We start from the raw sequence: 21,477 nt of genomic DNA on the forward strand, positions 1-21,477 counted from the left end.
TGCTGCGTCAGCTTCTAGCTATACACCGTTCGGAGTGAATCACGCACGGTGTAGGGCAAAAGTTCCCTCTAGGCGTAGCGGTGCATGGCCGCGGCCTTTTCGGGCCCAGCCGGCCGGGAGGGATCCCGGGGAGTGTGCCTACTCGTAGACGTGGGGGGCCAGGGTGCCCACGAAGTCCAGGTTGCGGTATTTCTCGGCGTAGTCCAGGCCGTAGCCCACCACGAACTCGTTGGGGATGTCGTAGCCGACGTACTTGACGTCGATCTGGACCTTCGCGGCCGTGGGCTTGCGGAAGGCGGTGCAGATTTCCACAGAGGCGGTGCCGCGGGATTCCAGGTTGGTCTTGAGCCAGGACAGCGTCAGGCCGGAATCGATGATGTCTTCAACGATCAGCACGTCCTTGCCCATCAGGTCGGTGTCGAGGTCCTTCAGGATCCGCACCACACCGGATGACTGGGTCCCGGAACCATAGGAGGAAACTGCCATCCAGTCCATGGAAACGTGGCTGTGAAGTGCCCGCGCCAGGTCCGCCATGACCATCACCGCGCCCTTCAAAACGCCGACGATGAGGAGCTCCCGGCCCTCGTAGTCCTTGTCGATCTCGGCAGCGAGCTCGGTAATCCGCTGCTGGATCTGATCCTTGGTGTAGAGAACGTGCTTGAGGTCTGCCTGGACGTCGTTTGAATCCACCAATGGCTCCTGTGTAGATGCGGGTGCGACTATTTTTGGGGCGGCTTGTGAAGCCGGAATACTAGCTTCCCACAGCGGGCGGCTTCGCGGGGACCGCCGTTGGGAGCGTCCTGCGCCCCGGCCGGCTGATTCTGCCCTTCGCCGGCGAGGATCTGCGCCAGGGAAAGCCGGTAGGCACTCACGCCGCCGGGAAGTTCCACGGGACCGGCGGAGCCCTGCCGGCGCAGGAGCGCTTCCGCGGCGAGCAGCCGTTGATAGCTTGGTTGCTGGCCCCCGACGGCGGCGGCCGCCTTCGCGATCACCCGGAACCGGATGGCGGGGGCCAGCTCGCCCAGGGCTTTCTCAGGCAGGCTGACTTCGTCGCCGGATTGCTCGGCCAGTTGCCCATAAGTGCTGTTCGCCACGTCGTCGAGGTAATCGGCGTCCAGCTGCAGGATGGCCGCCGTCCGGGCGAGGGACTCCGCGACGCCGGGACCAAGTTTTTCCTCCAGCATCGGAAGGACCTCCACCCGCGTCCTTGACCGTGCAAAGGACGGATCGGCATTGCTCGGATCGTGCCACGGGTCCAGGCCTTCGACGGCGCAGATCTCCAGGGTGTCGGCACGGCGGAGGCCCAGGAAAGGCCGGAGCAGGAGTCCGCGGACCGGCCGCATTCCCGCAAGCGAGCGTGTTCCGGAGCCCCGGGCCAGTCCCAGCAGCACCTGTTCCGCCTGGTCATCCAGGGTGTGGCCGAGGAGGATCGCGCCGGCACCGGCCTGGGCGGCGGCTTCCTCCAGGGCGGCGTGCCGGGCGTCCCGCGCAGCGGCTTCGGGGCCGATCCCGGTGGACGCAACGTCAACCCGCCGGATGTCCACGGGAGAGAGCCCCAGGCCCCGGAGGATGTCTGCGGTTTGGGCGGCAACGCCGGCTGAACCGGGCTGCAGCTGATGGTCCACGACGACGGCGCCCACCGATACGGGGTGCCCGTCCACATGGCCGCGGCGCCCGAAGTAGGACGCGACGGCGGCGAGGGCCAGGGAGTCCGGGCCGCCGCTGCAGGCGACGAGCACCCGGCCGGGGTAGCCGGCGTCGGCCAGGGCGTTCTGCAACATTTTGCGCGCCTTGCCGACGACGGGCGACAGCCGGCCGGGACGCCGTCGTCCGGTTGCGGGTTGGGACAACTAGAGCCCCATCCGCTCGAGCCAGAGCTTGGCGTCATGGATTTCCGGTTCGGTGGGCAGGTTCCCGGCGGATTCCCAGACCCGGTTGAAGCCGTCCATGCCGGCGACGTCCACCACGGCGCGGACAAACTTGGCGCCGTCCGTGTACTGCCGCATCTTGGCATCGAGGCCCAGCAGGCTGCGGATGAACTTCTCCACGACGCCGCGGTCCTTGCCACGGGCGTTGAAGCGTTGCCGGATGGTCTTGACGGACGGGACGATGCTGGAATCCACGGCGTCCATCACCACGTTGGCGTGGCCCTCCAGCAGGCTCATCACGGCAGTCAGGTGCGAGAGGGAAGCTTTTTCCTCCGGGTCCTGCAGCAGGTCCAGGATGGCGCCGCGGCCGGGCGCTGTTCCGGCGGCCGTGCGGTCCTTCAGCGACCGGGCCGCGGCCGATGCGCGTTCGAGGAGCGTGTCCACGTTGCCCAGCAGGTGTTCGCTGAGATTGTCGATTTCGTTGAGCATGTGGTGGCGGAGCCAGGGCGCGGCGGCGAACTGGACGCGGTGGGTCTGTTCGTGCAGGCAGACCCACAGCCGGAAATCCTCGGGGGCAACGTTGAGTTCGCGCTCCACCTGGACGATGTTCGGCGCCACGAGCAGCAGGCGCCCGGCGGCGGGGGCGGTGGAGTCCTCGGCGAGCGCCGAGAAAGGATCGTACTGGCCCAGGACCTTGCTGGAGAGGAAGGCGAGCACGGCGCCCAGCTGGCTTCCGGTGATGGCTCCGCTCACGGACGCGGCACCGGGGCTCATGGTTCCGCGCCGGCCTTCGAGCATTTTTTCCATGGCCGGTTTCAGCATGACGGCAAAGCTCTGGGTGTTGGCCTTTGCCCAGGAAGCGCGGTCCACCACCAGCACGGACGAATCACGGAGGTCCCGTGCCGCCTCCAGCCCGGTGATGTCGTGGACGTGCGGCACGGAAATATCCGCCATGAGGCGCAGGTTCTCCACGGCCGCCCCGATTTCGGCGGACCCCAGCGCGGGGCCCGCGGGAGCCAGCCGCGCGGCTGTTGACGCTGCGAGCTCCCAGTTGATCAGTGCCTGGGCCTGTGCTGATGAATCGCCTGCAGTTGACTCCATAGCGTCCATCAGATCACAGCACCCTGCGGTTACGCCTTAAGTTCGCTGACCGGCGAACGGGTTCAACGCACAGGCAGGGCACAGGATCGGAACAGAGGAACACAAATGTTCCGGACCAGAGTTGGTACCGAGGTCCACACCACCAAGGAGAGTCCGATGATTGCGTACCGTCCGATCCCGCCGCTGAGCCTGGGTAAGAGCACCGGCTGGAGGTCCGTCCTGTCGGCTGTGCTGATGGCTGCACTGCTGGGCACCGCCGCGTTTGGGGCTGCGGAGGCATCACCCGGAACCGGAGCGCAGCTGAGTTCCGCTTCAGAAAACTAGCGGCACCCGCAGGAAGCAAGGGCCGACGCCGTGCGGTCCAGCGCGGTCCGGTTGCCCGCAGCGCCGGGCTGCAGCCCGTTTCCTATAAAGGAGAACACCAGGAGGCGCCCGTCGGCGTCCACCACGTAGCCGCTCAGGGCGATCACGGAATTCAGGGTTCCGGTTTTGGCCCGGACCAGCCCGGCACCGCGCTCCGTCGATGCGTCGGTGTACCTGCTGCCCAGGGTTCCGGTCAGGCCGGCCACGGGGAAGCCGCCGATGGCCGCCCGCAGGCTGGGGTCCGTGCCGGAGGTGATGGCCCGGACGATCTCGGCCAGTTGCCCGGCCGAGACCTGGTTGCCCAGCGACAGCCCCGAGACGTCGGCCACGCGAAGGCCGTCCGTGGGGATTCCGAGGTCCTGCACCTGTTTGAACACCGTGGCCGTGGCGCCGTCATTGCTGCCGGGCTGTCCGGCTGCGACAGCCGCCAGCCGGCCCAGCACCTCGGCGAGGTAGTTGTCCGAGGTCTGAAGCATCAGGTCCACCTGCTGGCGGAGCGTGGCGGACTGGACCTCGGCCAGCACCTTGCTGCTTTCCGGTGCCTGGCCACGCACGACGCCGGGCGTGACGGACAGCCCGGCGGCGGCGGCCGCCGTCGTGAGCTGGGCGGAGAACGCCTCTGCCGCTGTCATGGCGGCGTCCTGCGGACGAGGTCCGGTGGTCACTGCGGGGTCGTATCTGGCCGAATTGAGGGCGAGCGGGAACAGGGGTGCGGTCTCGCCGGCTGCCACATCGTCCGGGCTCCACGTCGGGTTCAGCGCCGGACCGGTGAACAAGGAATCGTCCAGCCGTACCTGCACCGGGCCTTTGACGCCGCTTTCCTGCAGGGCCTTGACCGTGAGCTGGGCCAGCGTGGCCAGCCCGGCGTGGCCCAGCACGCTGTCCCGGGACGACTCCCCCGCACCCAGCAGGACGTCGCCGCCGCCGGTGAGAACCACCGACCCCGGCTCAGCCCCGGACACCACCCGGGTGCTGAAGCGCTGGTCCGGGCCGATGGCACGGACGGCGGCGGCGGCCGTCAGGAGCTTCATGTTGGAGGCGGGCACCCGGGCTTCCGCAACGCCGCGGTCGAACAGCACCTGCCCGGTGGCGGCGTCCTGCACCACGCCGGTGAAGGACCCGCCGCCGTCGGCCTGCAGTGTGGTGTTGAGCTGGGCTCCTAGGGCGTCCGGCCAGGGTACGGGAGCCGAGTCCTTGAGGGGGGCGATTCCCTGCGGAAGGGAGAGGTCCCGCGGGACCTGCTGCCAGGCGGGAACAGCAGACTCAGTGTTGGCCGGCTCCGGGCCCCGCCCGGTGAAGGCAGGGGCGATCAGCATGGCCGCGGGGACGGCGAGCGCCACAATCAGGATGGTGAGCAGCGCGAGCGGCAGTTGCCGCCTGATGATGGCGGCCCAGGGATGGCTGGCCACGTGGCTCATCATGCGTTTCATGCTGCTGCTGGTCCTTATAGTCCTGAAATGTCCCCACTAGTTCATGAAACCTGGGCCTATCGCTATATCCTCAATAGTAGTCGGCGGCACCGACACTCCTTTTGCTGGTCATTCTGTGTGCCGCGAACACCCTGAAGTCGAGGAGCATTCCATGAAGCATGACGTGACCATCGAGATCCCCAAGGGATCACGCGTCAAGTACGAAGTCGATCACGAGACCGGCCGCGTCCGCCTGGACCGTGTCCTGTTTACGTCCATGCAGTACCCCACCCACTACGGTTTCTTCGAGAACACGCTCGGCGAAGACGGCGACCCGCTGGACGCACTGGTGCTCCTGCAGGACTTCGATCTGCACCCGGGCGTCATCGTTGAAGCCCGCCCCATCGGCGTGTTCAACATGACCGACGACGGCGGCGGGGACGCCAAGGTCCTCTGCGTTCCCACCGACGCCCGCTTCGACCACATCAAAGAGGTCAGCGACGTCAGCGAATACCTGATCAAGGAAATCGAGCACTTCTTCACCCGCTACAAGGACCTGGAGCCGGGCAAGTGGGTCAAGGCTGAAGGCTGGGGCGACCGCGCCGCTGCCGAAGCCGAGCTGGAAGCTTCCATCAAGCGCTACGTTCCGGCAGCACACTAGTTACGCCATCGCCGCGCATTAGCGCGAACGGACACTTGAGGCCCTGGAATCTGCGGATTCCGGGGCCTCAAGTGTCCGCTCGCGCTCTGGCGGGGAGCACGGGAACCCGGCACCCGCCGTCGTCGTTCTCAGGAGTGTGCCAGCCTTCCGTGAAATCGTTGCCTTATGAGTGACGTTCCTGCCTTCAATCCTCCGTGCTTCAGTCCGCCCTGCGGGCCGGTCAGCGGCTGGCGCGACGGCGACGTCGTGCGCGCCACGGGAATCCCGTACGCCACGGCGGGCCGCTTCCAGCCGCCGGCCAGTGCACCCGACTGGACCGAAGTCCTGGCCGCAACCTCGCTCTCCCCCGCGTGCCCGCAGGGCCCGGTGCCGTTCCTCGACGACATCCTCGGAACCCGCTACGGTGAGCTTCCCGGCAGCGAAGACTGCCAGCGCCTCTCGATCACCATCCCGGCCGGCCTTGCCGACGGCGAGCGCGTTCCGGTCATGGTGTGGCTCCACGGCGGGTCCTACACCTCGGGCTCCGGCGACCTGGCCATTTTCGATCCCAAGACCCTGGTGGCCGAGAACCGGGTCATCGTTGTCTCCGTGACGTACCGCCTGGGCCTGTTCGGATATCTCGCGACCGGCACAGGCCGGCCCGGAAATCTCGGCCTGCTGGACCAGCTTGAGGCGTTCCGCTGGGTGCAGCGCAATATCCGCGCCTTCGGCGGCGATCCAGAGCGCGTGACCGCCTTTGGCCAGTCGGCGGGAGGCGACGCCGTCGCGCATCTGATGGCGACGCCGGAGGCAGCCTCGCTGTTCCAGCGCGCCATCATCCAGAGTGCGCCCCTGGGCATTACCCGGGGCCGGGAGAAGATGAACGCCGCGATGGGCGTCGCTGCGGAACATGTCACCGAAGACACCCCCGCGATGGACGTGGTTGCCATCGAAGGGCGTGTTTCCCAGGTGGCCCGGAAGTACGGGCTGAAGGCCGCCATGCCCTTCGGCACGCAGTACGGACACGCACCGCTGCCGCCGGAACACGAGATTGAAGCCGCGTGGAACTCGGCCGCGCCCGGCATCGAGGTCCTGATCGGCCATACCGCCGACGAGGCACGGATGTTCCTGCCGGGAAACCCCGTCGCCGAACGCCTGGCCAAAATCCCGGTGCTAGGAACCGCCGTCGTTAACGCAGTCAGCCGTGCCGTGACCCAAGCCGTTTACGGCCGGGCCGCCCGCAAGTTCGCCCGGCGGCATGCCCGGGCCGGAGGAAAAGCGTACAGCTACGTGCTCACGTGGGCCGCGCCCGGGAACTACTTTGGGGCCGCCCACACGGTTGACCTGCCGCTGCTGTTCGGAAACAAACAGACGTGGGCCACGGCCGGCCTTGTCGCGGGCGCCACCTGGGACGACATCGACGCCCAGGGCCGCGCCCTCCGCGCCATCTGGGCCCGGTTCGCTTCCGGGGAGGGCCTCGATACCCGGGGAGAACTCCCCGGCACGCTCCGCTACCGTTCCGCCTGACCCGTGAGGACCCTGGGCGTGGACCTCGCTGCGGCCACCAGGAAAACCGCGGCGGCGGTTCTCGAGTGGACGGAAGGTGGTGCGCGGCTTGTCCACCTCTCCCTGGACGTCACCGACGAGGAGATCGTGGAGCTGTTCGGCAGCAGCGACTTGACGGGCGTCGACTGCCCGCTGGGCTGGCCGGACGCACTCCTTCCGTTCCTTGCCGGGCACCTGGAGTTCGACCCGCATCCGGTCCTGGACCACGACGGGATTGCGGGCCGCCGGCTGCTGGCCTACAGGGACACCGACAGGTTCGTCACGGGCGCCACCGGCCTCATTCCGCTCAGCGTCTCCGCGGACCGGCTGGCCCATCCCGCCATGCGCTGCGCGGTCATCCAGGCCAAGATCGCACAGGATTACGGCCCGCAGGCCAGGGACGGCTCCGGGCGGCTGGCGGAGGTCTACCCCGCCGCCTCGCTGAAACTCTGGGGAATCCGCGCCCGCGGCTACAAAGGGCGCGGCACCGCGGAGGCGGAGCGGCTGGGCGTGATCCTGGACAGCCTGACCGCCGCTGCGCCCTGGCTGGACCTGGCCGGATACCGTGATGCCCTCGAAGCCTCCGACGACATGTTCGACGCCGTCATCGCCTCGCTCACGGCCCGCGCCGTGAGCCTCCGCCAGACCCTGATGCCGCCGGATGACCATGCCGCCGCGGCCCTCAGCGAAGGCTGGATCCATGTGCCGTCCGGCCCGCTCGCGGGCCTGCCCGGGACCGGGTAACCTGCGTTCACCGGACTACCCTTCCCGGGCTACGCCCCGAGCGCTGCCCGCCCCGGGGCTACCCGCCAAGCGTCCAGTCGCGGATCTCCGCCATGTCCTCGCCGTGGCTGCGCGTGTGGTTGTGCGCCCGGATGCGCTGGTCCTGCAGCGACTGGCGCAGCAGGGAGTGCCGCTCCGCCAGTCCGGGAACCCGGTCGATGGCGTCGATGGCCAGCTGGAAGCGGTCAATCCCGTTGAGCATGGCCATGTCGAACGCCGTCGTGGTGGTGCCTTCTTCCTTGTAGCCGCGGACGTGCAGGCCTTCCTGGTTGGTGCGCCGGTAGGCCAGCCGGTGGATCAGGGACGGGTAGCCGTGGTAGGCGAAGATGATCGGCTTGTCCGCGGTGAAGATGCCGTCGAAGTCGCGTGAGCTCAGCCCGTGGGGGTGTTCTCGGTCGTCCTGGAGCCGCATCAGGTCCACCACGTTGACCACCCGGATCTTCAGCCCGGGGGCGCCTTCCTTCAGCAACTCCGCGGCGGCGACGGTCTCCACCGTGGGTACGTCCCCGGCGCAGGCCAGCACCACGTCCGGCTCTTCTCCCGGCACCTCGGATCCGGCAAACTCCCAGATCCCCAGTCCGCGCTGGCAGTGGTGGGCGGCATCGGCGGGTCCCAGCCAGGTGGGTGAGGGCTGCTTGCCGCTGACCACGATGTTGACGTAGTCCCTGGATCCGAGGCAGTGCTCCATGACGGAGAGCAGCGTGTTGGCATCCGGCGGCAGGTACACCCGGATGACCTCGGCCTTCTTGTTGACGGCGTGGTCGATGAAGCCCGGGTCCTGGTGCGAGAAGCCGTTGTGGTCCTGCTGCCACACGTGCGAGGACAGGACGTAGTTCAGCGACGCCACGGGCTGGCGCCAGGCGAGCTCCCGGTGGACCTTGAGCCACTTGGCGTGCTGGTTGAACATGGAGTCGACGATGTGGATGAAGGCCTCGTAGCAGCTGAACACTCCGTGCCGGCCGGTCAGGAGGTAGCCTTCCAGCCAGCCCTGGCAGAGGTGTTCGCTGAGCACCTCCATAACGCGCCCGGCCCGCGCGAGGTGCTCGTCGACGTCGTCGATCCGGTACTGCCAGACCTTGTCCGTGACGTCGTAGACGTCCTGGAGGCGGTTGGACGCGGTCTCATCGGGGCCGAAAAGCCGGAACGTCTCGGGGTTCTGCGCAACAACGTCCCGCATCCAACCGCCCAGGGTGATCATGGCGCTGACCCGCTCCACGCCCGGCACGGGCACCTCGACGGCGTGCTTGCCGTAGTCCGGCAGTTTGAGGTCGCGCAGCAGGATGCCGCCGTTGGCGTACGGCGTCGCACTCATCCGCAGCTCCCCGGCGGGAGCGTTTTCCGCGACGTCGGGCATGAGCCGGCCGGCGTCGTCGAACAGTTCGCCCGGCCGGTAGGACTGGAGCCACTGTTCCAGCTGGGCCAGGTGCTCCGGATTGGTGCGGACCTCGGACAGCGGCACCTGGTGGCTCCGCCAGGTGCCCTCCACCTGCTTGCCGTCCACCTGCTTGGGTCCGGTCCAGCCCTTAGGTGAACGCAGCACAATCATGGGCCACCGGGCGGCGCCTGCGTCGTCGCCGGCGCCTGCGTCGGCTGGCGACGGGGCGCCGTCCGACGACACGGCGACGGCGGCGCGGCGCTCCGACTGGATGGCGCGGATGTCAGCCAGGCACGTATCCAGAACAGCGGCGAAATCGCGGTGGGCCCTGTCGACGTCGTCGGGATCCGCCACGGTGACAAAGTACGGCTGGTGGCCGTAGCCGCGCAGGAGCTGTTCCAGCTGGGCCTCTGGCATCCGGGCCATGATCGTGGGGTTGGCGATCTTGTAGCCGTTCAGGTGCAGGATGGGCAGCACTGCGCCGTCAGCAACGGGGTCCAGGAAGTTGTGAGAGTGCCAGCTGGCCGCCAGCGGCCCGGTTTCCGCCTCGCCGTCACCGATCACGACGGCGGTAATCAGCTTCGGATTGTCGAAGACGGACCCGTACGCGTGCGCCAGGGAATAGCCGAGTTCGCCGCCCTCGCTGATGGAGCCCGGGGTCTCGGGAGCGGCGTGGCTGGGGATGCCGCCCGGGTAGGAGAACTGCCGGAACAGCTCAGCAAGCCCCGGTTCGTCGTTGCCCACGTTGCTGTAGATCTCCGAGTAGGTGCCCTCGAGCCACGCGTTGGCCACCACCGCCGGGCCGCCGTGGCCGGGTCCGGCGATGAACAGCATCTCCTGCCGGTCCCGCCGGATGGCCCGGTTGAGGTGGGCGTAGACGAAGTTGAGTCCCGGGGTGGTGCCCCAGTGGCCCAGGAGCCTGGACTTGGCGTCCTCCGCACGGAGTGGTTCGCGCAGCAGCGGGTTGGAGCGGAGGTAGATCTGGCCCACGGACAGGTAGTTGGCCGCCCGCCACCAGCGGTCCACGAGCCCAAGTTCGGAGTCACCAAGCAGGGCATCACTCACGTCACTGGTCACTGCAGTCCTCGTTTCGCTGGGGCTCCGTCGGTGGCACAGCTCCCATCGCAACATCTCCACGCGCCTGACACAACCCCGGACACTTTCGACGAGAAGTTCATAGCGATGGGTTGGTCTCGCCGCGAGGGCAATAACGGACGCGGACCGGCTGCTGAAGACGCTGAACCCTGAGGACAAGATTTCACTGGGTGTGCGGGGACAGTTTGCGGTAGTGTTCCGCGCCAGGGAATCACGGGTAACAGCCACAGCGCAGCCCGCATCAGGTTCGGACGGCGCCGGGACTGGCGTCCCGGAAGCCGCAGCCGCATTACCAGCGCTGCCGCCCGCCGTCGTCCATTCCGCGGCGTCTTTGGATTAGATGATGGGTGCATGGTCAGGAACCCGCCGCGTCCAAGGTGGGCAGCGACAGCACGGAACTGTCCGCCTGTCAGATTCCCGCTGAGCCCGGGCCGTCACCGGGTAGTCTGTCATCCAGAATGTTCACGCTGACCATCAATCAAACGGACAGCCGGCGCGACGGTGACCGGGTGCCGCAGTTGCTCAAGGACCTGCGGCACATACCGGCGCGCCTCGACTTCGACCGGTCGGTTGAGGACGAGGTCCAGGGCATCGTTGAGTTCCCGCACCAGGCGGTGGAGGCTGCCCTGATCGCCCTTCGCTGCGGCAGCTGGTTCGTCGGGATCGGCGTTGGGCCGGTGAATGAGCCGCTGCCCAACCAGATCAGGGACGCTACCGGGCATGGCCTGATCTACGCCCGCCGGGCCGTGGACCGCCTGCGGAACGGCAAGGAACGCGTCCCCGTTGCAGTTGACGGTCCGTTCGCAGATCTCGCCGCGGAAGCAGAGGCCGTCCTGAAGCTCCTCGGCCACATTGTGCACGACCGTAGCGCGGCAGAGTGGCGTGTCCTGGATTTGCTGACGCCCGGCGTGCGAGGCCAGCAAAAGGCTGTCGCCCAGGAGCTTGGCATCACCACCCAGGCTGTCAGCAAGGCCGTGGCCAGGGCCCAGTGGAACGAGGAGCACGCGGCCCGCCCCGCTGCGGCCCGGCTGCTGCAGCTGATTCTCGAGGTCCGCTGAGCTGGTGCTGCCCGCGCCGCGCTGCGGGCTCTGCGACTTTTACGGTGCGGTGTACTCCGCCCACACGGCGCCAAGGTCAACCTGGGTGCCGTCCGCGAACTCGAACCGCTGGCCCCCGCCAACCAGCCGGGCACCGTCCAGCGCCTGCTCCGCACCCCTTCCACCAAGCCCGACGACGGCGGCGTAGTCACCGTCCGCCACCCGCCCCGACGTGCCAACCCACGGAATGGTCAGGCACTCCCCCATCGGGTGCGGACCCTCACGGTCCCAGGTTCCGGCGTCGTCCAGGGGCAAGCCCCAGCCGGCAAGCGGACGGATCCGGCTGGCCACCGCCGAACCGGCATCGACCGGCCAGCCGCCGATCCGCAGGATAGCCTCCCTGTCCGGGGCCGCGCCGCGGACACGGACGAGCCGCAGTTCCACCGCACCCCGCGTCAGCGACACCACTGTCACCTCGGGACCCCGGGTTGCCGTGCCTGTGGCGCCGCTGCCGTGGTCGGGACCGCCATCGGGATCAACCGCAATCCAGTTAGTGCAGGCCCGGGACGCGCCGGCGAGGACACCGCCAAGGTCCCGCTGGCCGAGGTTTTCGAAGCCGGTGCGGTGCGTGAGCCGGCCCTCGCTGTCCACCAGAACGACGGCGTTATCCAAGGATTCCGGTTCAAGGTCCGGGAAGGTATGCGTGGAGTACCCGAGGCGCGCGTAGAGCGGTGAGTCTGCGGCTGCAACCCCGGGGTTGGCGTGGTCCGTCCCGTGGTTCCGGATGCGCACCACACCGTCTGCCGCGGTTCCGTCCACCTGCCACCCCGGGGCGGTGATGAGCCGCTGGATATCGCCTGTTTCCACAGGGAGTGGCTCCTCGACCGCGGTCCACACCCGGTGATCCGCCGGTAAGGCCAACCCGAGGAACCCCTTGGCGGCCCAGTACGGTGAGCCGGCGCCTGAATAGGACTGCCTCATGCCGGGAAACTCGCCGTGCCAGCCGATGGAGAGCAGGCCGTCCTCGGTTATCGCCCCGCGGCGGGCGAAATAGTCCAGCATCCCGGAAGCCGCCCGCCGGCTCATTCCCGGGGACAGCCGGGTGTGTCCCGAAAGCTCACCCGCCCAGAAAGGCGCGGCGGCGGCGAAGCGGTAGATGAGGCTGCGTCCCTGGATCAGCGGCGCGCCGTTGCCCCCCACAAGGCAGGCGGCGTCGTCGAGGAAGTCGGCCAACCGCTCTCCGTCACGCACTTTACGGGCCTGGACCCGCGGATCGTCCGGGGCCATGAGCGCCCAGAGCTGCGGGTAGACCTGGAAGGCCCAGCCGACGTAGTGGTCATAGGCGCGTTCCGGGCCGTCGGCAAACCAGCCGTGGCCGCGGTACAGGGAATCATGGATGGCCAGCCCGGCGTCGATGTCCCCGTCCGAATATCGTCCTCCGACGCCGGCCAGGAACGTCTCCACCACGATCTGGAACCACACCCAGTTGATGGGCGGGTATTCCTCTCCGATGACCGTTTCGAACCAGGCGATCAGTTGTGCCTGGACGCGCTCCGGGAGTTTGTCCCACAGCACGTCGCGGGTCAGCGCCAGCCCGACCGCCAGCGAGGCCGCCTCCACCTTGGCCTGTCCGAGTTCCCCGGGCGTGGGCCAGCGGTCCTCGTTGGCAGGGTTGGTCCCGGCGTCAAGGCCACGGGCATACCAGTCCGCAATCCAGCCTGTCCCCTGGGGGTCGCCTGCCATCCGGAAGGACGCCAGAAGGAAGGTCCGTGCGAACGCCTCCAGCGCATCGCTTCGCGGGCCGTAGGCGCTGTTGGCACCAGGCAGCCGGAGGTTGGCGTGGTCTTCGCTGCCGTACCGGTGGGCGGAGCGGAGCAGGAAGTCGGCGTAGGCACACCAGTGCTCACGGGTCAGGCCGGTGTGCGGCGACAACGCGCGGTCCAGTGCGGGCAGGGTCAAGGCAGCAGGAGGCGCTGTGAGTGGCATGGGTTCCTTGGGGTCGTGGAGGCTAGGCGGTGAGCCACGCAATGGCGCGCAGCAGGAGCTCGCGGTGCTCAGGAGATTCGAAGGAGGCGGCGTCGTGGCCCAGGGCGTCGTAGAACGTCCGGCCAGGGCCCCGGTCCAGGGACCACATGACCGGATGCTCGAGGCCCTCGTAAGTGTGGGTGGCATGGACGTTGATGGCAGGCGCTGTCTGCAGATAGCTGTAGCGCTCGTCCAGCAGCTCAAAGTCCGCGATGCCCTCGACCAGGCCACCGGATTCCGGCCGCACGCGAATCTCCGCGTGGCCGTAGTCGGGGTGCATTGACGTTCCGCGGATCCAGCGGCCGCCCAGCGCCTCCGCCCACTCCGGAAAGTCCAGGAAACTGGTGGAGCTGACGTGGCTCACCAGCATGGGCCTGCCGTCCGCCAGCCAGCGCCGCAGACCTGCCATGGCTTCCGGCGTTCCGGGCGAGGGCCGGCCATCACGCGGGAGGCCGAGGTTCACCACCAGCAGCCCGGGAAGGCCGGCGTCGACGGGCCCCTCCGGCGCTGACCGGCCAGGGGCAGCCAGCCCGGCCAGGGCGGCATCGACGTCGTCGGGAGTCTCCACGCCGAAGCCGGCCTCCCGCAGGAGCACCGCCAGGGCCGCGGAAGTCTCCGCGAAAGGATGCCACGGATCCGCGTACCGCCCCGTGCCGCTCAGCACCAGCGCCCGCGGTGCAGCCGCGGTCACAGGGAGTCCTGAAGCACGCCTGCGGCAGGAACCCGCGGCGCACCGACCGATGACTCCCGGAGGATCAGCTCCGGGTTCAGTTCAATGCGGTGTACCGGCCGCAACCTTCCTTCCGCCAGGCGTGCCGCCATGAGCTGAACGGCAACCTTCCCCACATACTGTTTGGGCGGCCGCACAGCAGAGATGGCGGGCTCGGCAAGATAGGCCACTTCGTCGTCGTATCCCACGACCGCCATGTCCCCCGGCACCTGAATTCCCCTGTCCACGCAGTGCTGCACGAACGCCACCGCCTGGGTGTCCGAGTGGACCAGCATGGCCGTGGTCCCCGTGGTCTTGCAAAGCTCGAGGACGTGGTCAAAGTGCGCGGCGCGGTCGCCGTTCACCAGCTGGGCCGAGTCTTCATGGACGGACTTCTCCACCGGGATTTTCAGGGCCTTCATGGCCTGCCGCCACCCCCGCACCACGTGCGGGCTGGTGGGACTGGAGGAATCGGTGAGGCAGCCGATCTGCCGGTGGCCCTCCTGCCACAGGTGCCGGACCGCCATGCCGGCGCCGAATGCATGGTCAGTGGCAACCCACTCAAGGCGGTGGGCCGGGTTGTCGCCGGGCGAGCGGCGCTCCGCCAGCACCACCGGGATGGGCAGCGCATTGAGCCACCGAAGCAGCTCCTGGCCGCGTTCACCGGTCATGTCCGGGGCCACAATCAACCCGTCGATGTTCTGGGTGTCCAGCAGGGCCTGCACCTGCCGGCGGTTGTCGGCAGCGTCGTAGGCGGAACCGCGGACCAGGATCCGCAGGTTTTGCTCCTCGGCCTCCGCCCGGGCTCCGCTGATGACCTGCGGCCAGTAGTAGTCCAGGGAAGGGACCACCATGCCGATGGAGTAGCTGTGGGGCGACGGCCGGCCCGCAGTCGCGGAACGGTCCAGCGGACTGGGAAGCGTGGCGCCGCCGTGCACGCGGGACACCAGCCCTTCATCAGCGAGGAGGTTCACGTCACGCCGGATGGTCAGTTCGCTGACACCCAGTTTCGCGGCGATGCCACGGACCGTGATGGCCCCGTGGGCCCGCAGTTCCTCCATGAGCCGCTCACGGCGCTGCAGCGAGAACAGGGACTTGCCGCCCGCTTCCGGGCCTGGTTCAGTGCTCATGAGTTGCCTCCACAGTGAGGGTGAACGCGCCGGAGGCGCGGGTTTCGGTTGGCATGCGGAACCGCAGGCGGGTCAGTTTTTCGCCCCAGACGTCCCGCAGGAGCGGATCGTCAAGATGCCATTCGTCCGTCAGTACGACGGCGGTGGCCGGCTTCCAGCGCAACCGGACGCCCCGTCCTCCGCTTCGGGCCGGCAGGCCGTCCGCCGGGATACCGTGCGGCAGAACAGTGGCCATCGCGTCACTACCGACGCTCACGGTGCCGGCGGCGAGGTACGTGATGTCGACGTCGTTCGTTCCTTCCGGCGGAAGCCCCCCAGGCGGCGGTTCGGGCAGGTTCCAGCGATCGTCGATGACAACCGTGCCCTGTTCCCGGTTGAGCAGCGATGTGCGGATCCACTGTTCGGCGTGGCCCAGCCCGTAGGCTGCGCCGAGTCCGAGGGCAAGCGCCGGTTCGTCCGCCGCGGGCTCCTGGAGGACTGTCGCGGCGAACTCCTTCCCGGTCCCCTGCTCCAGCCCGAACGGCGCCGGGACACTGTGCCAGGCGCTTTGCATGGCCCGGATTCCGTAGCGGTCGGGTCCGAAAGTCTGGGCGGTGTAGGTGGGCTGGCCGGCGTCCACAAGCAGCGGCACACCGTCGACGGCCACCATTACCGAGCCGACGTCGCGGTGGTTGTGGTGCTCGCCGTTGTGGCCGCCCTTGGCTGCCAGGGTCAGGCCGGCCACGGTGCCCGGAGTTTGCCGGGCCACCATGATCTGCACGGACGGAAGGTAGGCGAAGGCCGTCAGTGGCGGCTCAGTCGGGCGCTTCCCGCCGGCCCCCGGACGGGGCGCCAACAGCGAGTGCAAGACCCGGCCGAGTCCCGCCGCCGCATCAGGTTCCGTGCCGGCGAAGGCCGCAGCGTGCTGCGCGGCTTCCGCGTCGCCCAGGCGCACGGCCCACCGGTGCAGCATGTCCCACGGGAGCCCGCCGGCTGCGCGCGCCGGACCATCGGCAACATTGAGGAACCACCGGTGGCCGAGGTGCATGCGGTGCGGGAAGGCGGCCAGCGCACGGGTGACCGGGAGGTCGGCGTCGAGCATCCCGTCGGTGGCTTGTTCCAGGACCGCGAGGCCTTCCAGCGCCCGGCCCGCGCCGTTCCACCAGTAGGCGAAACCCTCGTCGATGGCGCCGTCGTCCGGGATGGACGCGAGGAAACGGTCAATGCCTTCGATGCACCGTGCGATGGTGCGGGCCTGCAGCGCGGGATCGCCCACGAGGAGCAGCGCGGCAACGATGATGTTCGAGTGGATCCACGGGTTCCAGTTGTGGACATCCCCGTCGAGGCCGAGCCAGTGCCAGTCGAGGCGGTCCAGGAAAGGCCGGATCACGCGGTCGTGCGTTTCGTCCCGCAGGCGCTTCCGCAGCCCTGGTGCCCGCTCGTCCAGCCGTTCGCCCAGCACCAGGTCCAGCCAGGCCAGCTGCGCCGCAACCTCGCCTGCGCCAAGGTCCACATACGGGCGCGAGCGGTCCGGGACCACCTCCCCGGCGCGGCTGTTGACGTCGTCGTGCGCGGCCCAGCTCCAGGAACTCTGCTCGCACAGGAGATACGCCCCGTCGATCGCTTCATCCAGCCAGTCAGGCTCTCCGGAAAGAGCCGCCATCACGACGGCGCGGGTCAGCCGCTGCTGGCGATCCGCCACGAGACCCTCATAGGCCGTGCGGTTTCCATCGCGGAAGTACCTCGCGTACTGGGACACAAGCGGCTGGGGCCACGGGCTCCCCTTCTCGTCTTTCGCGCGGGCGGCCAACTTCCCCAGCGGGCGGGAGCCGGCGGGCTGCCACGCGCCGTCGGACGCGGGACGGACGATGAGGCGCCGCCTCGAACCATGGAGCGCCTCAATCAGCGCAGGGGCGTCAGCTTTACTGCCCCACGCTGCGCGCAGCGGGTGCGTGCTGGACAGTGGCGGCGCTTCCACGGCTGCGGTGCCGGAGGTTGTTGCCATACTGGATTCTTCCCTCGCTTGTTCGAGTCTGATCGTTTCAGATCAAGTTCGATTGGGTTGAATGAATTGTCTTGTTTATGAGTATGTACTGACTATTAGATGTGATGCAACACATAAATAACCGGCCGAGCAGGCCGCCCGAAACTCGAAGGGAGGATCCCCTCAATGTCGCTCAAGCCCCAGGCACTGCTGGTCATGAATAGCGGAACCTTTGCTGACCAGTTTGATTCCACGCGGCTGGACCGGCTGGCAGGACTGGTCGACCTCGGCGGTCAGCCGTGGACGGATTCCCTGGACTCACCCGAACTCGCAGGACGTTTGGCGGAGGTTGAAATCCTCCTTACCAGCTGGGGAGTGCCTCGGCTCAACGCAGAGCGGCTGGAGCGCATGCCCAAGCTGCGCGCCGTCTTCCACTGCGCGGGAACGGTCCGGGGCTTCGTCAGCGAAGAACTATGGGACCGGGGCATCCTCGTGACCAACGGCGCCGACGCCAACGCGATCCCCGTCGCCGAATTCACGTTCGCATCGATCGTCCTGGCCGGCAAGAAGGCCCACGTTCTCGCCAACGATGCCCGCGTCTCCCGTGATGACTGGCGCTACGCCACCGAACGGGGCGAGCTGGGAAACATCGGCCGCGTGGTGGGCGTCATCGGCTTCTCACGCATCGGCCGCAGGGTGGTCCAACTGGTCCAGCAACTCCAGGACGTCACCTGCCTGGTCAGCGATCCCTACGCCGATCCCCTCGAGGTGGCCGCTGCGGGCGGCAGGCTGGTGAACCTTGAGGAACTCCTGCCGGTGTCCGACGTCGTCACCATCCACGCACCGGCCCTGCCGGAAACACGCAACATGATCAGCACCCGGGAGCTTCGCGCCATGAAGGACCACGCAACGCTCATTAACACCGCACGCGGTTCGCTCCTTGACACCAAAGCACTCGAAGCCGAATGCGCCACGGGACGCATCACCGCGCTGCTCGACGTCACGGAACCCGAGCCCCTGCCCGCGGACTCCGTGCTGTACGACCTTCCCAACGTGATCATCACCCCGCACATCGCCGGCTCCCTCGGGACCGAAACGCGGAGGATGTCGGATGCAGCCCTGAACGACCTTGAACGGTACCTCGCCGGCAAGGACCTTCTGGCCCAGGTAATGCACGAAGACCTGGGCCTCAGCGCCTAGGCCCCACCCCGCCCCACCTCTTGACGGCCGCGCGTGCGGCAAACTTTAACCCCTACTAAGGAGAACGCAATGAAGCGCACAACCCTCGCCGGGATCGCACTGGCGGTAACCGCCGGACTTGGCCTTACAGGCTGCGCCGGCGCCGCCGGAACCGCGGAACCGCAGGCAGCCGAAGGCAAGACCCGGCTGACGGTCTCGGTCTGGAACTACGAGGGCACGCCGGAGTTCAAGGCACTCTTCGACGGCTACGAAGCGGCCCACCCCGACGTCGATATTGAACCCGTGGACATCCTGGCGGACGACTACCCGCAGAAGGTCACCACCATGCTGGCCGGTGGCGACACCACCGACGTCCTGACCATGAAGAACGTCATCGACTACTCCCGATACGCCAGCAACGGCCAGCTGCAGGAGATCAACAGTGTGGTGGACACGGTGGGCAAGGACAACCTTGCGGGCCTGGACGCCTTCAACCTGGACGGCAAGTACTTTGCCGCTCCGTACCGGCAGGACTTCTGGCTGCTTTATTACAACAAGGACCTGTTGAAGGCCGCGGGAGTGGACGAGCCCAAGGACCTCACGTGGGAGAAGTACTCCGAACTCGCCAAGAAGCTCACCAGCACCGCCGACGGCAAGAAGGTCTACGGCACGTACCACCACATCTGGCGTTCGGTGGTCCAGGCAATCGCGGCTGCCCAGAACGACGGCGACCAGGTCAGCGGCGACTACGGCTTCTTCCAGGACCAGTACACCACTGCGCTGGACCTCCAGAAGGCCGGTGCCACCCTGGACTTCGGCACCGCGAAGAGCCAGAAGACCAGTTACCGCACCATGTTTGAATCCGGCCAGGCTGCCATGATGCCCATGGGCACCTGGTACATCGCCGGCATCCTCCAGGCCAAGAAGGACGGCAAGACCAACGTCAACTGGGGCCTGGCTCCGCTGCCGCAGAAGGACGCCAACGGCAAGGTCACCACGTTCGGTTCCCCCACCGCCTTTGCTGTGAACAAGAACGCAGCGCACTCCGATGAAGCCAAGAAGTTCATCGAGTGGGCAGCCGGAGAGGAAGGCGCCAAGGCCATCTCCAAGATCGGCGTTGTGCCGGCCCTGAAGAACGACGCCGTCACGGCGGAGTACTTCAAGCTGGACGGCCTGCCCACCGACGAGCTCTCGAAGAAGGCCTTCACGCCGGACGAGACAGCCCTTGAAATGCCGGTGAGCGACAAGTCCGCAGCGACGGACAAAATCCTCAACCAGGAGCACGACCTCATCATGGTCGGCGAGCGCTCCGTCGCCGACGGCATCGCCGAGATGGGCAAGCGCGTCAAGGACGAAGTCCTGAAGTAGCCATGACTACAGAAACAATCACCCAGGCTCCCGGCCCTGCACGGACCACACCGCACAGCCGCGGCAACAGGAAGCAGGCCAGGCGCAACACGCTGATCGGCTGGACGTTCATCCTTCCGAACTTCCTGGGCTTCCTGGCCTTCACACTCATTCCCGTCCTGGCCGCTTTCGCCCTCTCCTTCATGGAATGGACCTCGTTCACCGCACCCAAGTGGGTGGGCCTGGCCAACTTCCAGCGGATGTTCGCCAGCGACTCGTTCTGGGTGGCCCTGCGCAACACGGTGGTCTACGCACTCGGCCACGTCCCGCTCACCATGGCCCTCGCCCTGGTCCTGGCGATGCTGCTGAACCGCAAGCTCAAAGGCATCGGCTTCTTCCGCGTGGCCATCTTCTTCCCGTACATCACCTCGCTGGTGGCTGTCGCCGTCGTCTGGAACATGCTGTTCAGTCCTGACAGCGGCCCCATCAACCAGTTCCTGCACGCCGTCGGCATCGCCGAGGCGCCCGGCTGGACGTCCAGCTCCGACTGGGCCCTTCCGGCCGTCATCATCACCAGCGTGTGGCGCGACATGGGCTACTACATGGTTCTGTATTTGGCCGGCCTGCAGGCCATCCCCGCGGAACTCTACGAAGCCGCCGAAGTTGACGGCGCCAGTGCCTGGCAGCGCTTCTGGAACGTCACGATCCCCTCGTTGCGGCCCACCACCTTCTTCGTGGTGGTCATGCTAACGGTCTCCAGCTTCAAGGTCTTCGACCTGATCGTGGTCATGACGAACGGCGGTCCCGGACGATCCACCACGGTTCTGTCCCAGCTCATCTACCAAGAGGGCATCGGCGAAGGGAAGTTCGGCTACTCGTCGGCAATCTCCTTGGTCCTGTTCCTCATCGTCCTGACGGTCACCGTCCTGCAATTCAAGATCCAACAGCGGAGGGAACGCTGATGACCAACATGGCCGAAGACGTCAAGGCCCCTGATCTCACAGGCGGAGCACCGTTGAGGGGCGGCGCGATTAGCACGGAAGACCGCCGTCATACCACCCACCGGAGGTCCACCCGGGAACGGAAGAAGCGGACCACCAATGTCATCATCTACGGCGCGCTCGTGGTGCTGGTGGTCGCGCTCATGATGCCGTTCATCTGGATGGTCTCCTCCTCACTGAAGGAGAACAACCAGGTCCTCACCGTCCCTATCCAGTGGATCCCCAGCGAGTTCGTGTGGAGCAACTACACGGACATCTGGACCCGCATCCCCATGATGGGCTACCTGCAGAACTCCCTGTACCTCGCGGTGATCATCACCTGCCTGCAGGTTCTCACCGGTTCGCTGGCGGCCTATGGCTTCTCCAAGGTCCGCTTCCCGGGCCGCGATGTCCTGTTCCTCTGCTACATCGGCACCATCGCCGTGCCGTGGCAGGCCTACATGGTGCCGCAGTACATCATGATGCAGCAGCTGGGACTGACCAACAGCTTCAACGCCCTGATCCTGTTACAGGCGTTCGGCGCCTTCGGGGTGTTCCTGATGCGCCAGTACTACATGACCATCCCGGATGAACTCTGCGAAGCCGCCCGCATCGACGGCCTCAGCGAGTACGGCATCTGGGCCCGGGTGATCCTGCCCCTGTCCAAACCGGCCCTCGCCAGCCTGGCGCTGCTGACCTTCGTCAACACGTGGAACGACTACATGGGTCCGTTCATCTACCTCACCAGCAACCGCCTCTGGACCGTCCAGCTGGGCCTGCGCTCCTTCGTGGGCCAGTTCGACGCCGAGTACGCCATGATCATGACCGGATCCGTGATCTCCGTGATCCCGATCCTCTTCATCTTCCTGCTTGGCCAGCGCTACTTCATCCAGGGCATCGCGACGAGCGGAATGAAAGGATGACGGCT

The 21,477-nt window shown here is 67.3% G+C and carries 18 protein-coding genes; 9 read left to right on the top strand and 9 right to left on the bottom strand.

Features of this window, described 5'->3' with window-relative positions; translation table 11 throughout:
• Positions 1-138: 138 nt before the first annotated feature.
• The 3 genes from hpt to AC6JAC_RS21385 form a co-directional block, all read right to left on the bottom strand.
• Complete coding sequence (gene hpt / locus AC6JAC_RS21375; RefSeq protein WP_028270320.1) at positions 139-690, bottom strand: hypoxanthine phosphoribosyltransferase; 552 nt, start codon at positions 688-690, stop codon at positions 139-141.
• 29 nt (positions 691-719) lie between these two features.
• Entirely contained in the window at positions 720-1,781 is a 1,062-nt protein-coding gene (gene tilS / locus AC6JAC_RS21380; RefSeq protein WP_347894014.1) for a tRNA lysidine(34) synthetase TilS, read from the bottom strand.
• Positions 1,782-1,850: 69 nt separating this feature from the next.
• A complete protein-coding gene (locus tag AC6JAC_RS21385) occupies positions 1,851-2,969 on the bottom strand; it encodes a zinc-dependent metalloprotease (RefSeq protein ID WP_347894012.1) in 1,119 nt (372 codons plus the stop codon).
• Between the two features lie 105 nt (positions 2,970-3,074).
• Here AC6JAC_RS21385 and AC6JAC_RS21390 point away from each other — a divergent pair, with 105 nt between their 5' ends.
• Positions 3,075-3,293, top strand: coding sequence for a hypothetical protein (locus tag AC6JAC_RS21390; protein WP_454697306.1), 219 nt, complete (start codon positions 3,075-3,077; stop codon positions 3,291-3,293).
• Here AC6JAC_RS21390 and dacB read toward each other — a convergent pair.
• Positions 3,290-4,753 (bottom strand): D-alanyl-D-alanine carboxypeptidase/D-alanyl-D-alanine endopeptidase, encoded by a 1,464-nt coding sequence (dacB, locus tag AC6JAC_RS21395; protein ID WP_497966901.1) that lies wholly within the window; start codon positions 4,751-4,753, stop codon positions 3,290-3,292. The two genes, AC6JAC_RS21390 and dacB, sit on opposite strands and share 4 nt — an antisense overlap.
• 160 nt (positions 4,754-4,913) lie before the next feature.
• On the opposite strand from dacB, the gene AC6JAC_RS21400 reads away from it, so the two are divergent.
• The 3 genes from AC6JAC_RS21400 (at position 4,914) to AC6JAC_RS21410 (ending at position 7,670) form a co-directional block, all read left to right on the top strand.
• Entirely contained in the window at positions 4,914-5,402 is a 489-nt protein-coding gene (locus tag AC6JAC_RS21400) for an inorganic diphosphatase (protein WP_028270315.1), read from the top strand.
• Positions 5,403-5,567: 165 nt separating this feature from the next.
• On the top strand, positions 5,568-6,908 hold the full coding sequence (locus tag AC6JAC_RS21405) for a carboxylesterase family protein (protein ID WP_028270314.1): 1,341 nt from the start codon (positions 5,568-5,570) through the stop codon (positions 6,906-6,908).
• 3 nt (positions 6,909-6,911) lie between these two features.
• Complete coding sequence (locus AC6JAC_RS21410; RefSeq protein WP_028270313.1) at positions 6,912-7,670, top strand: DUF429 domain-containing protein; 759 nt, start codon at positions 6,912-6,914, stop codon at positions 7,668-7,670.
• 58 nt (positions 7,671-7,728) lie between these two features.
• On the opposite strand, the gene AC6JAC_RS21415 is transcribed toward AC6JAC_RS21410, so the two are convergent.
• The gene (locus tag AC6JAC_RS21415) at positions 7,729-10,215 is read right to left on the bottom strand and encodes a phosphoketolase family protein (RefSeq protein WP_497966561.1); all 2,487 of its coding nucleotides are present in this window, start codon (positions 10,213-10,215) and stop codon (positions 7,729-7,731) included.
• Between the two features lie 422 nt (positions 10,216-10,637).
• Here AC6JAC_RS21415 and AC6JAC_RS21420 point away from each other — a divergent pair, with 422 nt between their 5' ends.
• Entirely contained in the window at positions 10,638-11,237 is a 600-nt protein-coding gene (locus AC6JAC_RS21420) for a MarR family transcriptional regulator (protein WP_028270311.1), read from the top strand.
• 39 nt (positions 11,238-11,276) lie between these two features.
• On the opposite strand, the gene AC6JAC_RS21425 is transcribed toward AC6JAC_RS21420, so the two are convergent.
• From AC6JAC_RS21425 to AC6JAC_RS21440, 4 genes are read right to left on the bottom strand one after another with little or no spacing between them, the layout of a single operon-like run.
• Positions 11,277-13,202, bottom strand: coding sequence for a DUF2264 domain-containing protein (locus AC6JAC_RS21425; RefSeq protein ID WP_497966563.1), 1,926 nt, complete (start codon positions 13,200-13,202; stop codon positions 11,277-11,279).
• A gap of 22 nt (positions 13,203-13,224) precedes the next feature.
• Entirely contained in the window at positions 13,225-13,932 is a 708-nt protein-coding gene (locus AC6JAC_RS21430; protein ID WP_497966565.1) for a ThuA domain-containing protein, read from the bottom strand.
• Complete coding sequence (locus tag AC6JAC_RS21435; protein WP_497966567.1) at positions 13,929-15,080, bottom strand: LacI family DNA-binding transcriptional regulator; 1,152 nt, start codon at positions 15,078-15,080, stop codon at positions 13,929-13,931. Before AC6JAC_RS21435 ends, AC6JAC_RS21430 begins: the two co-directional genes overlap by 4 nt.
• Positions 15,070-17,064, bottom strand: a complete 1,995-nt coding sequence (locus AC6JAC_RS21440) for a heparinase (RefSeq protein ID WP_497966569.1) — start codon at positions 17,062-17,064, stop codon at positions 15,070-15,072. The genes AC6JAC_RS21435 and AC6JAC_RS21440 overlap by 11 nt, the downstream gene beginning before the upstream one ends.
• 165 nt (positions 17,065-17,229) lie before the next feature.
• Between AC6JAC_RS21440 and AC6JAC_RS21445 the strand changes: the two genes are divergently transcribed.
• From AC6JAC_RS21445 to AC6JAC_RS21460, 4 genes are all read left to right on the top strand, one after another.
• A complete protein-coding gene (locus tag AC6JAC_RS21445) occupies positions 17,230-18,243 on the top strand; it encodes a hydroxyacid dehydrogenase (protein ID WP_028270306.1) in 1,014 nt (337 codons plus the stop codon).
• A gap of 69 nt (positions 18,244-18,312) precedes the next feature.
• Positions 18,313-19,590: an ABC transporter substrate-binding protein gene (locus AC6JAC_RS21450; protein ID WP_497966571.1), complete on the top strand. Its 1,278-nt coding sequence runs from the start codon at positions 18,313-18,315 to the stop codon at positions 19,588-19,590.
• Between the two features lie 2 nt (positions 19,591-19,592).
• Complete coding sequence (locus AC6JAC_RS21455) at positions 19,593-20,531, top strand: carbohydrate ABC transporter permease (RefSeq protein WP_497966573.1); 939 nt, start codon at positions 19,593-19,595, stop codon at positions 20,529-20,531.
• Positions 20,531-21,472, top strand: coding sequence for a carbohydrate ABC transporter permease (locus AC6JAC_RS21460; RefSeq protein ID WP_497966575.1), 942 nt, complete (start codon positions 20,531-20,533; stop codon positions 21,470-21,472). The genes AC6JAC_RS21455 and AC6JAC_RS21460 overlap by 1 nt, the downstream gene beginning before the upstream one ends.
• The last annotated feature ends 5 nt before the right edge of the window (positions 21,473-21,477 follow it).

This window comes from Arthrobacter sp. KUASC02, assembly GCF_059739395.1.

Bases quoted from the DNA above. Each gene is read 5' to 3' on its own strand.
- AC6JAC_RS21400 (WP_028270315.1), top strand. From the start codon at position 4,914: ATGAAGCATGACGTGACCATCGAGATCCCCAAGGGATCACGCGTCAAG.
- AC6JAC_RS21450 (WP_497966571.1), top strand. From the start codon at position 18,313: ATGAAGCGCACAACCCTCGCCGGGATCGCACTGGCGGTAACCGCCGGA.
- AC6JAC_RS21405 (WP_028270314.1), top strand. From the start codon at position 5,568: ATGAGTGACGTTCCTGCCTTCAATCCTCCGTGCTTCAGTCCGCCCTGC.
- AC6JAC_RS21460 (WP_497966575.1), top strand. From the start codon at position 20,531: ATGACCAACATGGCCGAAGACGTCAAGGCCCCTGATCTCACAGGCGGA.
- AC6JAC_RS21435 (WP_497966567.1), bottom strand. From the start codon at position 15,080: ATGAGCACTGAACCAGGCCCGGAAGCGGGCGGCAAGTCCCTGTTCTCG.
- AC6JAC_RS21440 (WP_497966569.1), bottom strand. From the start codon at position 17,064: ATGGCAACAACCTCCGGCACCGCAGCCGTGGAAGCGCCGCCACTGTCC.
- AC6JAC_RS21420 (WP_028270311.1), top strand. From the start codon at position 10,638: ATGTTCACGCTGACCATCAATCAAACGGACAGCCGGCGCGACGGTGAC.
- AC6JAC_RS21385 (WP_347894012.1), bottom strand. From the start codon at position 2,969: ATGGAGTCAACTGCAGGCGATTCATCAGCACAGGCCCAGGCACTGATC.
- AC6JAC_RS21455 (WP_497966573.1), top strand. From the start codon at position 19,593: ATGACTACAGAAACAATCACCCAGGCTCCCGGCCCTGCACGGACCACA.
- AC6JAC_RS21445 (WP_028270306.1), top strand. From the start codon at position 17,230: ATGTCGCTCAAGCCCCAGGCACTGCTGGTCATGAATAGCGGAACCTTT.
- dacB (WP_497966901.1), bottom strand. From the start codon at position 4,753: ATGATGAGCCACGTGGCCAGCCATCCCTGGGCCGCCATCATCAGGCGG.
- AC6JAC_RS21415 (WP_497966561.1), bottom strand. From the start codon at position 10,215: ATGTTGCGATGGGAGCTGTGCCACCGACGGAGCCCCAGCGAAACGAGG.
- AC6JAC_RS21390 (WP_454697306.1), top strand. From the start codon at position 3,075: ATGTTCCGGACCAGAGTTGGTACCGAGGTCCACACCACCAAGGAGAGT.
- AC6JAC_RS21425 (WP_497966563.1), bottom strand. From the start codon at position 13,202: ATGCCACTCACAGCGCCTCCTGCTGCCTTGACCCTGCCCGCACTGGAC.
- tilS (WP_347894014.1), bottom strand. From the start codon at position 1,781: ATGTTGCAGAACGCCCTGGCCGACGCCGGCTACCCCGGCCGGGTGCTC.